The organism is Ruegeria sp. HKCCSA071 (assembly GCF_017872555.1).
Lineage (GTDB): Bacteria > Pseudomonadota > Alphaproteobacteria > Rhodobacterales > Rhodobacteraceae > Ruegeria.
In genome coordinates, this window is record NZ_JAEDOX010000004.1 from 12,922 (window position 1) to 26,462 (window position 13,541).

Here is a 13,541-nt window from a genome sequence, read left to right on the forward strand (position 1 = left end):
AGGCCGGTTTTAGCGCCCGTGGCAGACCCATAACGAGAAATCGAAAAACAATCAAAAGGAAAGAAGCTTTACTGTTTCCAATTCAGCGCGCGAATTGCGGCAATCAGGGGCGATCGCGCCAGCGATTCACAATCGGATACCGCCGGTCCAGCCAGAACGCGCGATTGCTCAGGCGCGTACCGGGGGCGGACTGGAACCGTTTATACTCGCTGATATAGACCAGATGTTCGACCCGCTGAGCATCTGCTTCGTTGTACCCAGCAGCGACGCAATCCGCGATCGATCCGTCCTGATCGACCAGGATCTCAAGTATTCCGTCCAGCACCGGGTAATCCGGAAGGCTGTCGCTGTCTTTCTGATCTTCGCGCAGTTCCGCACTGGGCGGTTTGTCGATGACAGAGGGACGGATCACTTCGCCTGCAGGGCCCATCATCCAGTCGCGGTGATTGGCATTGCGCCAGCGGCAGGTTTCGAACACACGGGTCTTGTACAGATCCTTGATCGGATTATAGCCGCCGTTCATGTCGCCATAGATCGTGGCATAGCCCACGGCGACTTCGGATTTGTTGCCGGTGGTCAACAGCATTTCGCCGAACTTGTTCGAGATCGCCATCAACAGCAACCCGCGCAGGCGGGATTGAATGTTTTCTTCGGTCAACCCTTCTTCCAGCCCTGCAAACAACGGGGCCAAAGTACTGGTGACGGCTGCGCGACTGTCCGAGATCGGCACGTAGTCATAATGCACGCCCAGCGCTTTGGCGACCGCCTCGGCATCGTCAAGCGAGGCCTGGCTGGTGTATTCCGACGGCAGCATCACGCAGCGGACATTTTCGGCCCCGATGGCATCGACCGCAATGGTCGCGACCAGCGCGGAATCGACCCCGCCGGACAAGCCCAGCAGCGCCTTTTTGAATCCCGTTTTCCCCATGTAGTCGCAAAGGGACTGCACCATCGCGCGATAATCCTGCTCCCACTCATCCGGTTGGGGCACGATTTCGCCTGATGCGATCCGCCAGCCGTCTTCGCCGCGCTCAAGATCGACATGCGAGAGCAGCTCGTCGAAAACAGGCATCCGGAACGCCAATTCCCCGCCCGGATTCAGGCCAAAACTGGCACCATCAAAGATCTGATCATCCTGCCCGCCCACCATATTCAGGTAGATCAGCGGCAGGCCCGTTTCGACCACGCGCGCGACCATGTGGTTCAGTCGCACATCGTATTTATCCCGGAAATAGGGTGACCCATTGGGGATCAACAAAAACTCGGCCCCGGTTTCCTCCAGCGTTTCTGCCACGTCAGGGTGCCAGCTGTCTTCGCAGATCGGGCTGCCAATCCGGAAATTTCCTACCGAATACGGCCCACCCAATGGTCCCGCATCGTAAAGGCGCACTTCGTCGAACACCGTCTCATTCGGCAAGTGGTGCTTCAGAACCTTGCTGGTGATCCGGCCACCCTTCAGGATCAGGTAGGCGTTGTACAGCTTTCCATCATCGACCCAGGGGCCACCTATGGCAATTGCAGGACCTTCGGCGCATTTTGCGGCCAGCGCTTCGACCGCAGACATGGCTGCGCGGTGGAATACCGGTTTGAGAACCAGATCCTGCGTGTTGTAGCCGGTGATGAACATCTCGGGGAAAGCCACCAGATTCGCGCCCGCTGCTTTGCCTTGTTCCCATGCCGCAACGGCCTTTGCCGCGTTGCCTTCGATATCGCCAACGGTCGGATTCAGTTGCGCCAGAGTGATGCGGAAACGGTCGGCCATGCTGCCCTCTTGCCTCGTAAGTCCTATTGCCATTTAGCAGATCACCGCGCGAGTAAAAGACCAATGCGGCAAAAGCCGTTGCTCTGCCTGCAACGGTACCTTAGTTTTGCACAAGAGATATCACCAGCGACGACCGGGCAGACAGGACCAGAAATGAACGTGATCCGAAACTCAATTTTGGCGGCGGGGATGAGTCTGGCGGCGGCCACTGCTTTCGCGCAGGACGGGACTGTCATCGTCAAGGATGATGAAGTTGGCGGTGTCTATGAGGGCACTTATGAGAACGGGTTGCGGCACGGGACAGGAACGTATCGGCTGCCGAACGGATTTGAATACACCGGGCAATGGGTAGAAGGCGAAATTCAGGGTCAAGGTACGACACACTACCCCGACGGGTCAGTCTACGAAGGCATGTTCGCCAAGGGTCAACCCGAAGGGCGCGGCAAGATCATCTATGCCAATGGCAGCAGCTACGATGGCGATTGGTCGAACGGATCAATCAACGGCACCGGCATCGCTGAATTCGCGAACGGCACGCGCTATGAGGGTGAATTCAGGAACGCCCAGCGACATGGCAAAGGCGTGCTGAGTTTTCCCGACGGATACATCTATGATGGCGACTGGGTCGACGGTGAAAGGCAGGGCAAAGCAAAGATCACATATGCCGACGGCAGCGTTTACGACGGCGACGTCAACGCAGGCTTGCGCGATGGCACCGGCACACAGACAATGCCAGACGGGATGGTGTATTCAGGGGATTGGTCCGGGGATCAGATCACCGGGATGGGTAACCTGACCTACTCCAACGGTGACGTATACGAAGGCGAGCTTCTAGAAGGGCGCCGCCACGGCAAGGGCAAAGTGACCCACGCCCAAGGGGATGTGTACGAAGGCGATTTCGTCGACGACCGCCGCCACGGCAAAGGTACGTTCACCGGAACAGACGGCTTTGTGTATACCGGCGACTGGAACGCCGGGCAGATTGAAGGCCTTGGTGAAGTGACCTATCCGGATGGCTCTGTCTATGTCGGCGATTTCGTTGCCGATCTGGCCGAAGGAAACGGCAGCATCACCTATCCGGACGGATCGACCTATGAAGGCGAATGGATCGCGGGTGTTATCGAGGGTCAGGGCACGGCCACCTATACCAATGGTATGATCTACAAAGGCCAGTTCAAGAACGCGCAAAGCCACGGCAAGGGTGTGGTTACGCGCGCAGATGGCTCGGTATATGACGGCGACTGGGTTGAAGGCGTGCGTCAGGGCAAAGGCAAGGCGACCTATTCCGATGGCACGGTCTACACCGGTGATTTCCTGAACGGAAAACGGCACGGCAAAGGGGAAATCATAACCCCTGCCGGGTTCAAGTATACGGGCGACTGGTCGGACGGAAAAATCAACGGCGTGGGTACCGCCACCTACTCGAACGGGGATGTGTATGAGGGCAGCTTTGTCGACAACAAACGGCAGGGCAGTGGGACGATGCGCTATGCCAACGGCCAGGAGGAAAGCGGTGTCTGGGAAAACGGCGTGTTGCCGGATCAGACCTCGGACCAGCAGAGCGACGCTGACACCCCTGCCCCGCAACCCAACCCTGATGCAAATACAGAGGCAACCGGAACCTCGGACGGGTGAAGGCTCACCACGGGACCGGCTTACCGGCCCAATCATAGAACCCGCCGGTATCAGCGAGCGTTAACCCGCGTATCACGTTCAACAGGTTATCGGCGGCTGCTTCAGGTTCGACGGCAGGATGACGACCCAGGTATTTGTTCGTGAACTCTGTTTTTACCGTGCCGGGGTGAAGGGCGACGCAAATCGCCTGTTTATGTGTTCGGGCCAATTCAATTGCGGCAGTACGGACGACCTGATTGACCGCTGCCTTGGCCGCACGGTAGCTGATCCAGCCACCTATCCGATTATCCCCGATTGATCCCAACCGCGCCGACAGCACCGCGAATACAGATCGCCTGTGTCGCGGCAACAGCTGATACGCGCGGCTTAGCACCAATGCCGGACCAACGGCATTCAACGCGAACTGATCCATCATGGCACTAGCTGAAATCGCCCGAAGGGTTTTTTCCGGCACAGCGCCGTTTATCTCTAAGGCACCCGAAGCCACCAGGATCAGATCAAACTGACCTGGTAGGTTATCAAGCTTCAGCATCACCCCGTCCGGATCGGTCAGGTCAAAGCCTTCTTCCGACCGGGACAAACGCGTGACCGAAACGCCCTGCTCAACCAGCCGTCTGGTAACGGCTGCGCCAATCCCGCCAGAAGCGCCAATTATCAATGCAGTTTCCATCCGGGATCAGCTAGCCGCGCAGTGCGAACAATCAAGGTGGTCTAAACACGGGCAGTTGCCAGAAGTTCACGTATTGCAAATTGGTTCTTTTCATTCCCGGCGGGCTCTGTATAACCTCAATCCCATGATCAACCGCGCAGATATCCCTTGTGTCGACACCGCCCTTCGCGGTGCGTGGCTGCGTGGCCTACTGATCCTAATCCGCCTCTGAGCGTGCCATCCGGCGCGCCCGCTCAGAGGAGGACGCCAGCGCGCCATAGGCTTTAGGACAGAAGAAGAAAGAGAACCCCATGACCAACGTGACCGACCAAGACCGCGTCTTGATCTTCGATACCACTTTGCGCGACGGCGAGCAGAGCCCTGGCGCCACCATGACCCATGACGAAAAGCTTGAGATTGCCGAGCTGTTGGACGACATGGGCGTCGACATCATCGAAGCCGGTTTTCCGATCGCATCCGAAGGTGACTTCAAAGCGGTATCCGAGATCGCGCAGCGGTCAAAGAACAGCCGTATCTGCGGTCTGGCCCGCGCAAATTTTGCCGATATCGACCGCTGCTGGGAGGCGGTAAAACACGCCGAGAAAAACCGCATTCACACGTTCATCGGCACTTCACCCCTGCATCGCGCCATTCCGAACCTGACGATGGACGAGATGGCCGACAAGATCCACGAAACGGTCAGCCACGCGCGCAACCTGTGCGAAAACGTGCAGTGGTCTCCGATGGACGCGACCCGAACCGAATGGGATTACCTGTGCCGGGTGATCGAGATCGCAATCAAGGCCGGGGCAACCACGATCAACATCCCGGATACGGTGGGCTATACCGCTCCGGTGGAAAGCGCGGACCTGATCAAGCGTCTGATCGAAACGGTGCCGGGGGCGGATGACGTGATCTTTGCCACCCATTGCCACAATGACCTTGGCATGGCGACCGCGAACTCGCTGGCCGCTGTGGCAGGTGGTGCCCGTCAGATTGAATGCACCATCAACGGTCTGGGCGAACGCGCTGGCAACACGGCGTTGGAAGAAGTGGTCATGGCACTGCGCACGCGCAACGATATCATGCCGTGGCACACTGGCATCGACACCACTAAGATCATGCACATCTCGCGTCGGGTTGCGACGGTCTCGGGCTTTCCGGTGCAGTTCAACAAGGCAATTGTCGGCAAGAACGCTTTTGCCCATGAAAGTGGCATCCATCAGGACGGGATGCTGAAAAACCGCGAAAACTTTGAAATCATGCGTCCTGAGGACATTGGTCTGTCGGGAACATCCTTACCGCTGGGCAAACATTCGGGCCGCGCAGCCTTGCGTGACAAGCTTGAAACGCTGGGGTTTGAGGTGGGCGATAACCAGCTCAAGGATATCTTTGTTCGGTTCAAGGATCTGGCGGATCGCAAGAAAGAGGTGTTCGACGACGATCTCATTGCACTGATGACTCTGGACGAGGCTGACGACCACCTGCAGCTGGTTTCGATGAAGGTGACCTGCGGCACGGGCGGTCAGGCGGAATCGACGGTCGAGCTTGAAGTTGAAGGCCTGGACAAAACGGCCACCGAACATGGCGACGGCCCTGTGGATGCGACCTTTAAGGCGATCCGTGCGATTTATCCCAACACAGCACGGCTTCAGCTTTATCAGGTTCATGCTGTGACCGAAGGCACGGACGCGCAGGCAACGGTTTCCGTGCGCCTGGAAGAGGATGGAATGATCGCAACCGGCCAGTCGGCAAACACCGACACCGTCGTGGCGTCAGCAAAAGCTTATATCCACGCTCTCAACCGCCTGATTGTGCGCCGTGAAAAAGCTGGCCCGGGCGCGGATGCGCGCGAGATCAGCTATAAAGACCTGACGTGATTGCATAAATCATCCGGGCAACCGCAAGTTTGGTTGCCCGGAAAATCCAACCCGATTCACAGCGCTTGATTGGGCGCTGCATACCGACCATCACCTCGTATGCTGCTAAAGTTGTGCGAAAAGCTCGGAAAGGCGGTTCATTTCGCCGCCGATACCGAATGGTGCATTCACAATAAACATGCCCGACCCAATCATCCGGTGCCCCTCACGCGCAGGCGGGAACGTCACTTCGTGGCAAATGGCTTTGGGGTAGTTTCGCGATTTGAGCGCCGCAGTCATCCCCGCATGTCGATTGTCCGTCAGGATCGGGTACCAAAGGGCGATCACGCCCACATTCCACTTGCGGTGCAGCTTGGCGATAATGCCGGGCAAGCGGTCGTAATCGGCTTTCACCTCGTAACTTGGGTCAATCAGCATCACGCCCCGGCGTGGAGTCGGAGGCAGCAAAGACTGCGCCAGATCGAACCCATCCTGCTGATAGACCTTCGCCCCAAACGGCGACATCGCCAGCGACAGGGCCGCAAATTCCTGTGGGTGCAGTTCCGCGAGGTGCAAACTGTCCTGTTCCCGTAACATAGTCGCAGCAATCATCGGCGATCCCGGATAGGCCGTTTCGCCGTACCGGGCCTGTACCTGCTTCAGGAGCTGCTCCATCGGGTGGTCGGGCCCGAACCACCCTTCCCGCTGTGCGCGACCGATCCCTGCCTCTGCCTCTCCTGTCCGAATAGATTCGTCTGCATCCAACCGGTACAACCCACGCCCGGAATGCGTCTCGACATAACTGAGCGGCTTGTCCTTGCGTGTCAGATAATCCAGCACCCACGCCAGTAATGCGTGCTTTTGGACATCCGCCAGATTCCCGGCGTGGTAAATGTGTTGATAAGAGAGCATCTTGCCTTCTAAAGTCCCATTCAATAAGGCGGAAAGGTGCTGATTGTCGCGGAATCAGCCCTTTTACCGGGCGTGATGGCACCCTATAAGTCATCCGTCCCGGAACCGTCGAGTCGCGGGCAGTAGAAAACCGACATTACAGGATCAGGGAAAACATGGGGATCTTTGGCAATCTGGGCGGCCTGTTCACAGCGGACATGGCTATCGACCTTGGAACAGCAAACACGCTGGTTTACGTCAAGGGGCGCGGTGTCATCCTGTCTGAACCTTCGGTTGTGGCCTATCACGTCAAGGACGGTGTGAAGAAAGTTCTGGCTGTTGGCGAAGATGCCAAGCTTATGCTGGGTCGGACGCCCGGTTCGATCGAGGCCATCCGTCCGATGCGCGAAGGCGTGATCGCGGATTTTGATACTGCGGAAGAAATGATCAAGCACTTCATCCGCAAGGTGCACAAACGTTCGACCTTCTCGAAACCCAAGATCATTGTCTGCGTCCCCCATGGCGCAACACCTGTTGAAAAACGCGCAATTCGTCAGTCGGTCCTGTCTGCAGGTGCCCGCCGCGCGGGCCTGATTGCCGAACCGATCGCTGCCGCGATTGGGGCCGGCATGCCGATCACCGACCCGACCGGCAACATGGTTGTCGATATTGGCGGTGGCACCACCGAGGTTGCTGTTCTGTCGCTGGGTGACATCGTATATGCCCGTTCGGTCCGCGTTGGTGGTGACCGGATGGACGAGGCAATCATTTCCTACCTGCGTCGCCAACAGAACCTTCTGGTTGGTGAATCCACGGCTGAGCGTATCAAGACAACCATCGGTACCGCCCGGATGCCCGACGATGGGCGCGGTCAGTCGATGCATATCCGGGGGCGTGACCTGTTGAACGGCGTGCCCAAGGAAATCGAAATCAGCCAGGCCCAGGTGGCCGAAGCGCTGTCAGAGCCCGTGCAACAGATCTGCGAGGCGGTTATGACCGCGCTTGAGACAACGCCGCCCGACTTGGCTGCGGACATTGTCGACCGCGGTGTGATGCTGACCGGTGGCGGTGCGCTGCTGGGCGATCTGGACCTGGCCCTGCGCGAACAGACAGGCCTGGCGGTTTCCATTGCGGACGAAAGCCTGAATTGTGTGGCTTTGGGCACCGGCAAGGCACTGGAATATGAAAAACAGCTGCGCCACGCGATTGACTACGAAAGCTAAGGCGCGCACCCTCGGAAGATAGGGTTATGTCGGCGCGAGCAGCACGGGAAGGTAACCTGTGGCAAAAGACCGATCACAGCGCGATGAGTATACGACCCCCCTGCGCCGCTTGTTGTTGGGGATCGTTGTGCTGTGCCTGCTTGGTATCTTCCTTCTGTGGCGCATCGACAGCCCGCGCGTAGAACGGTTCCGCGCGCGAATCGTGGATACGGTTGTACCATCTATGGAATGGGCCATGGTCCCGGTGACTGCCGCCGTCAATCTGGTGCGTGACTTCCAAAGCTATCAGCGCCTGAGCGAGCAGAACAGGGAACTGCGTAGCGAACTGCGCCTGATGCGCGCCTGGAAAGAGGCTGCTTTGCAGCTTGAACAGGAAAACGCACGACTGCTGGATCTGAACAATGTCCGCCTTGACCCTCGTCTGACCTATATCACCGGCGTTGTCATGGCCGACAGCGGGTCGCCATTCCGGCAATCCGTTCTGCTGAATGTCGGAGAGCGTGACGGGATCGTGGATGGATGGGCCACGATGGACGGCATTGGCCTGGTCGGCAGGATTTCAGGTGTTGGCCCTGACACGGCACGCGTGATCCTTGTGACGGACGCCACCAGCGCCATTCCCGCAACCATTCAGCCTTCTGGCCAGACCGCTTTGATCAAAGGCGACAACAACCCCGCACCCGCGGTGGAGTTTCTTGAAAACCGCGAGTTGGTTCGCCCCGGCGACCGGGTGATCACTTCGGGTGATGGCGGCGTTTTTCCTGCGGGCCTGCTGATCGGTCAAATCGCGGCAGATCCCGGGGGGCGCCTGAGGGTCCGCCTGTCAGCAGATTTCGAAAGGCTCGAATTTCTTAGGGTTCTGCGGTTTCACTCGGCTCCGCCCATTCAGGATCCGGGCAGTATCGTCGGACCTACCCGCCCAGAGGCAGCGCTGACCCCGGATGAGGTCAGCGATGGATAGACCGGCCTCGCAAATCTGGGCTATGCGCAGCCTTTATGCCTTGCTGGCTTTTGCTGTGCTGTTTCTGCATCTGTTGCCGTTGGACGCTCAACCCGATCGCTGGCCTTTTCCCGACGTCCTGATTGCCCTGACTTTTGCCTGGGTATTGCGGCGGCCCGATTTCGTCCCGACTGTATTGGTTGCGCTTGTCATGCTGATGGCTGACTTTCTGCTGCAACGTCCACCGGGCCTTTTGGCCGCGCTGACCGTAGTCGGGTCAGCCTATCTGCGGTCAGCGGCGTTGGGCATGAGGGATGCGGGGTTTGCCGGCGAGTGGATGTCTGTCGGCATTGTGATCACGGCGGTCATATTGATGAACAGGCTCATACTATCGGTGATGTCCGTGCAACAGGCCGCATTGGGGCCGGTCGTGATTCAGCTTGTGTTGACGGTCGCTGTCTACCCGCTGGTCGTGTTGCTTAGCCAAAGCGCGTTGGGGGTCCGCCGCATTTCCGCTGCTGATGTCAGCGCTGTCGGAAGCCGGGCATGAAACAGCGTAAACCCAAATCCGAGGGCCTTGCCTATAAGCGCCTGCCACGCAGAGCCTTGTTGCTGGGTGGTCTACAGGCGGTGTTCATAGGCGGGCTGGCTGCTCGAATGCGGTTCATGCAGGTAGAACAGGCCGACGAATACCGCCTGTTGGCCGAAGAAAACCGCATCAATATCCGGCTTATCCCGCCAACCCGAGGGCGTATCTATGACCGGAACGGCCAGATCATCGGCCAGAACTCACCTTCCTATCGCATCGTCATCGTGCGTGAAGACGCCGATGACGTGGAAAAAGTCATCGCCAAACTGTCGGAACTGATCCCTCTGAACGAAGATGAGATCGAGCGCGCCAGGACTGAAATGCGCCGCTCGGCCCCGTTTCTGCCGGTGACGCTGGCGGATCAGGTTACGTGGGAGGATATCTCGAAAGTTGCGGTCAATGCTCCGGCCCTGCCGGGTGTAACGCCCGAGGTCGGCCTGACGCGGCAGTACCCACGATACGAAGATTTCGCACATATCGTGGGCTATGTCGGCCCGGTCAGTGACTATGACCTCAGCAAGATCGAAGACCCTGAGCCGGTATTGCGCATTCCAAGGTTCCAGATTGGAAAGGTTGGCCTTGAGGCCAAACAGGAAATCGAACTCCGCGGCAAAGCCGGTGCGAAGCGGGTCGAGGTCAACGCGACGGGGCGCGTTATGCGCGAACTTGACCGGCAGGAAGGACAACCCGGCGCAGATCTGCAACTGTCCATCGACGCTGATCTGCAACAATATGCACAGGCGCGACTGGCGGGTGAAAGTGCGGCCGCAGTTGTCATAGACTGCGAAACCGGTGACTTGCGTGCGGTCGCCTCTGCACCCAGTTTCGATCCAAACCTGTTTGTTCGTGGCATTTCGGTCGCAGATTACCGGGCACTGACAGAGGACAAGTACCGCCCGCTGGCGAATAAATCCGTGCAAGGCACATATCCTCCGGGATCGACCTTTAAGATGGTCACCGCGCTGGCCGCGTTGGAAGCTGGCGTAGTTTCCCCCGGCAATACCGTGTACTGCCCCGGACACCTGAAGGTCGGCAGCCGTCGTTTCCATTGCTGGAAGCGAGGCGGACATGGGACGGTCGACCTAAATCTTTCGCTGAAACGCAGCTGCGATGTCTATTACTATGACGTGGCTCTGCGGGTTGGCATCGACAAGATCTCTGACATGGCCCGCACATTGGGACTGGGGGTCAAGCATGACATCCCGATGTCGGCGGTGGCAGATGGGCTGGCCCCCAATCAGGAATGGAAGCGGCGCGCGCACGGTCAGGAGTGGCTTGTGGGCGATACGGCCAACGCGTCCATCGGTCAGGGCTTCATGCTGGCTTCACCGCTGCAACTGGCTGTAATGGCAGCCCGTATCGCCACCGGTCGCGCAGTCACGCCGCGCCTGGTACGCTCGATCGACGGTGTCGAACAACCCTCAGGCGCCGGAGAGCCACTGGGCCTTAACTCCTACAATATGGAACAGGTCCGCAAGGCTATGTTCTCGGTCTCGAATGACAGGCGAGGAACGGCATATCGAAGCCGCATCATCGCGGATGAGTTCCGGATGGCGGGGAAAACCGGAACCAGTCAGGTTCGAAACATCACAAAAGCCGAACGGGCCGCAGGCGTGATCCGAAACGAGGACTTGCCATGGGAGCGTCGCGACCACGCGCTGTTCGTTTGCTTCGCACCGTATGATAACCCAAAATATGCCGTGGCCGTGGTTGTTGAACATGGCGGCGGCGGGTCCACAGCCGCAGCGCCGGTCGCACGCGACATCATGCTGCAAGCTCTTTATGACGGCACACCGCCGCTTGAAGCCTACCCCGTCGCCGACCGCGAACGCATCAAGGAACAACAAAAACGGCTGGAGGGTGACAAGCGCCCCAAGGCGCGACCGGATGAAAAGGACCGTGCATGAGCTATCTTGAATATGCCGTCAAGTCCACGCCGTCGGGATTTCGCAAGTTTCTGTATATGAACTGGCCGCTGACGTTGCTGTTGATCAGCACCGCCAGCGCGGGCTTTCTGATGCTGTATTCTGTTGCGGGCGGTTCGTGGACGCCCTGGGCCGAGCCGCAAATGGAACGTTTCGGGCTTGGCCTGACAGTGATGTTCATCATCGCACTGGTTCCGATCTGGTTCTGGCGCAACATGTCGGTGCTGGCCTATCTCGGCTCGGTGGCATTGCTGGTATTTGTTGAACTGTTCGGCACCATCGGCATGGGTGCGCAGCGCTGGATCGACCTTGGGTTCATGCGCCTGCAACCCTCGGAGGTCATGAAAGTCACGCTGGTCATGTTGCTTGCCGCTTATTACGACTGGCTTCCTTCGCACAAAACGTCTCGTCCGCTTTGGGTTCTTATCCCGGTTGTCCTGATCATCCTGCCTACTTTGCTGGTTCTGAAACAGCCCGATCTTGGCACATCCATCCTGCTTCTCGCCGCAGGAGGTGGTTTGATGTTTCTGGCAGGGGTTCACTGGGCCTATTTTGCCGCCGTTATTGCCGCTGTCGTGGGCCTGATCGCCGCTGTGTTCAACAGCCGTGGGACCGACTGGCAATTATTGAAGGACTATCAGTTTCGGCGCATCGACACCTTTCTGGACCCGTCCACCGACCCATTGGGGGCCGGATACCACATTACCCAGTCCAAGATTGCCTTGGGGTCCGGGGGATGGAACGGGCGTGGTTTCATGCAAGGCACGCAGTCCCGCCTGAACTTCCTGCCCGAGAAGCATACCGATTTCATTTTCACGACGTTGGCCGAAGAGTTCGGATTTGTCGGGGGAACGACCCTGTTGACCCTTTATGCATTGATTCTGGTTTTCTGCATGGTCACGGCACTGGCAACCAAGGACCGGTTTTCATCTCTGGTCACGCTGGGTATCGCGCTGAACTTCTTCCTGTTTTTTGCCGTCAACATGTCAATGGTGATGGGCATGGCTCCGGTCGTGGGTGTACCACTGCCAATGGTCAGCTATGGTGGCTCGGCCATGCTGGTTCTGATGGCAGCCTTTGGCATCGTCCAAAGCGCCCATATTCACCGCCCCCGTTGATCTGAAAGGGCTCTGATGTCTGTGAACGTCCTGTTTTCCGCGCGCCCTGCCCTTTGGCCGGTGTATCAGCCGCTGCTGACACAATATCTTGATGAGGCGGGTCTGGACGTCCAGCTAGGAACCGAGTTCGAACCGGATCAGGTCGATTACGTTGTTTACGCCCCAAACGGAGGGGTACAGGATTTCAGACCTTTCACGCGCCTGAAAGCGGTGCTGAGCCTTTGGGCCGGGGTCGAAAAAATCGTGGGTAACGAAACACTGACCGTTCCATTGGCGCGGATGGTGGATCACGGCCTGACGCAAGGCATGATCGAGTGGGTGGTTGGCCACGTTCTGCGCTACCATCTGGGGATGGACCGGCACATCACGGTACAGGACGGTGTCTGGACCCCAGATATCCCGCCGCTGGCGCAAGAGCGCAACGTTTGTATTCTGGGGCTTGGAGCATTGGGCGAAGCGGTGGCCCGCGCGCTGACCGCGCTTGAGTTTCGGGTCTCTGGCTGGAGCCGTACAGCCAAGAACATCCCCGGCGTAACCTGCCTGCATGGTGCCGAAGGGCTGCGCCAGGCGCTTTCTCACGCCGAAATCGTAGTCTTGTTGCTGCCCGATACACCTGCCACTGAAAACGCGCTGAATGCGGAAACGCTGGCCCTGCTTCCCAAAGGTGCGCGTATCATCAACCCGGGACGCGGGCCGCTGATTGATGATGATGCGCTATTGGATGCCCTGAACTCGGGCCAGGTGGGCCACGCAACGCTGGATGTGTTCCGTGTCGAGCCCTTGCCCACCGATCACCCCTATTGGGCGCATCCGAATGTCACCGTGACCCCGCATATCGCGTCCGAGACCCGCCCGATCACTGCCGCACAGGTCATTTGCGAAAACATCCGGCGCGGGGAATCCGGCGAGCCCTTTGTGCACCTTGTCGACCGCACGCTGGGCTACTGACG

General features: G+C 58.5%; 11 protein-coding genes. 8 read left to right on the forward strand and 3 right to left on the reverse strand.

The window, feature by feature from the left end; translation table 11 throughout:
- Positions 1-103 precede the first annotated feature (103 nt).
- Entirely contained in the window at positions 104-1,762 is a 1,659-nt protein-coding gene (locus I9188_RS10965) for an NAD+ synthase (protein WP_209506401.1), read from the reverse strand.
- Positions 1,763-1,915: 153 nt separating this feature from the next.
- Here I9188_RS10965 and I9188_RS10970 point away from each other — a divergent pair, with 153 nt between their 5' ends.
- The gene (locus I9188_RS10970; RefSeq protein ID WP_209506403.1) at positions 1,916-3,397 is read left to right on the forward strand and encodes a 2-isopropylmalate synthase; all 1,482 of its coding nucleotides are present in this window, start codon (positions 1,916-1,918) and stop codon (positions 3,395-3,397) included.
- Positions 3,398-3,401: 4 nt separating this feature from the next.
- Here I9188_RS10970 and I9188_RS10975 read toward each other — a convergent pair whose 3' ends face one another.
- Positions 3,402-4,067, reverse strand: a complete 666-nt coding sequence (locus tag I9188_RS10975; RefSeq protein WP_209506405.1) for an SDR family NAD(P)-dependent oxidoreductase — start codon at positions 4,065-4,067, stop codon at positions 3,402-3,404.
- 290 nt (positions 4,068-4,357) lie between these two features.
- On the opposite strand from I9188_RS10975, the gene I9188_RS10980 reads away from it, so the two are divergent.
- Positions 4,358-5,926 (forward strand): 2-isopropylmalate synthase, encoded by a 1,569-nt coding sequence (locus I9188_RS10980; RefSeq protein WP_209506407.1) that lies wholly within the window; start codon positions 4,358-4,360, stop codon positions 5,924-5,926.
- A 105-nt stretch (positions 5,927-6,031) separates the two neighbouring features.
- On the opposite strand, the gene rlmJ is transcribed toward I9188_RS10980, so the two are convergent.
- Entirely contained in the window at positions 6,032-6,817 is a 786-nt protein-coding gene (rlmJ, locus tag I9188_RS10985) for a 23S rRNA (adenine(2030)-N(6))-methyltransferase RlmJ (RefSeq protein ID WP_209506409.1), read from the reverse strand.
- Between the two features lie 155 nt (positions 6,818-6,972).
- Here rlmJ and I9188_RS10990 point away from each other — a divergent pair, with 155 nt between their 5' ends.
- The 6 genes from I9188_RS10990 to I9188_RS11015 are packed head-to-tail and all read left to right on the forward strand — an operon-like array spanning position 6,973 to position 13,539.
- The gene (locus I9188_RS10990; protein ID WP_039523195.1) at positions 6,973-8,019 is read left to right on the forward strand and encodes a rod shape-determining protein; all 1,047 of its coding nucleotides are present in this window, start codon (positions 6,973-6,975) and stop codon (positions 8,017-8,019) included.
- A 58-nt stretch (positions 8,020-8,077) separates the two neighbouring features.
- Positions 8,078-8,980: a rod shape-determining protein MreC gene (gene mreC, locus I9188_RS10995; RefSeq protein ID WP_209506411.1), complete on the forward strand. Its 903-nt coding sequence runs from the start codon at positions 8,078-8,080 to the stop codon at positions 8,978-8,980.
- Positions 8,973-9,509 carry a rod shape-determining protein MreD gene (locus tag I9188_RS11000; protein WP_209506413.1) on the forward strand — a complete coding sequence of 179 codons (537 nt, stop codon included), beginning with the start codon at positions 8,973-8,975 and terminating at the stop codon, positions 9,507-9,509. Before mreC ends, I9188_RS11000 begins: the two co-directional genes overlap by 8 nt.
- Positions 9,506-11,455 carry a penicillin-binding protein 2 gene (gene mrdA / locus I9188_RS11005; protein ID WP_209506415.1) on the forward strand — a complete coding sequence of 650 codons (1,950 nt, stop codon included), beginning with the start codon at positions 9,506-9,508 and terminating at the stop codon, positions 11,453-11,455. The genes I9188_RS11000 and mrdA overlap by 4 nt, the downstream gene beginning before the upstream one ends.
- Positions 11,452-12,591, forward strand: coding sequence for a rod shape-determining protein RodA (gene rodA / locus I9188_RS11010; protein WP_209506418.1), 1,140 nt, complete (start codon positions 11,452-11,454; stop codon positions 12,589-12,591). Before mrdA ends, rodA begins: the two co-directional genes overlap by 4 nt.
- A 15-nt stretch (positions 12,592-12,606) precedes the next feature.
- On the forward strand, positions 12,607-13,539 hold the full coding sequence (locus I9188_RS11015) for a glyoxylate/hydroxypyruvate reductase A (protein WP_209506421.1): 933 nt from the start codon (positions 12,607-12,609) through the stop codon (positions 13,537-13,539).
- Positions 13,540-13,541 lie beyond the last annotated feature (2 nt).

Bases quoted from the DNA above. Each gene is read 5' to 3' on its own strand.
- I9188_RS10970 (WP_209506403.1), top strand. From the start codon at position 1,916: ATGAACGTGATCCGAAACTCAATTTTGGCGGCGGGGATGAGTCTGGCG.
- rlmJ (WP_209506409.1), bottom strand. From the start codon at position 6,817: ATGCTCTCTTATCAACACATTTACCACGCCGGGAATCTGGCGGATGTC.
- I9188_RS10975 (WP_209506405.1), bottom strand. From the start codon at position 4,067: ATGGAAACTGCATTGATAATTGGCGCTTCTGGCGGGATTGGCGCAGCC.
- I9188_RS11015 (WP_209506421.1), top strand. From the start codon at position 12,607: ATGTCTGTGAACGTCCTGTTTTCCGCGCGCCCTGCCCTTTGGCCGGTG.
- rodA (WP_209506418.1), top strand. From the start codon at position 11,452: ATGAGCTATCTTGAATATGCCGTCAAGTCCACGCCGTCGGGATTTCGC.
- I9188_RS10990 (WP_039523195.1), top strand. From the start codon at position 6,973: ATGGGGATCTTTGGCAATCTGGGCGGCCTGTTCACAGCGGACATGGCT.
- mrdA (WP_209506415.1), top strand. From the start codon at position 9,506: ATGAAACAGCGTAAACCCAAATCCGAGGGCCTTGCCTATAAGCGCCTG.
- I9188_RS11000 (WP_209506413.1), top strand. From the start codon at position 8,973: ATGGATAGACCGGCCTCGCAAATCTGGGCTATGCGCAGCCTTTATGCC.
- I9188_RS10980 (WP_209506407.1), top strand. From the start codon at position 4,358: ATGACCAACGTGACCGACCAAGACCGCGTCTTGATCTTCGATACCACT.
- I9188_RS10965 (WP_209506401.1), bottom strand. From the start codon at position 1,762: ATGGCCGACCGTTTCCGCATCACTCTGGCGCAACTGAATCCGACCGTT.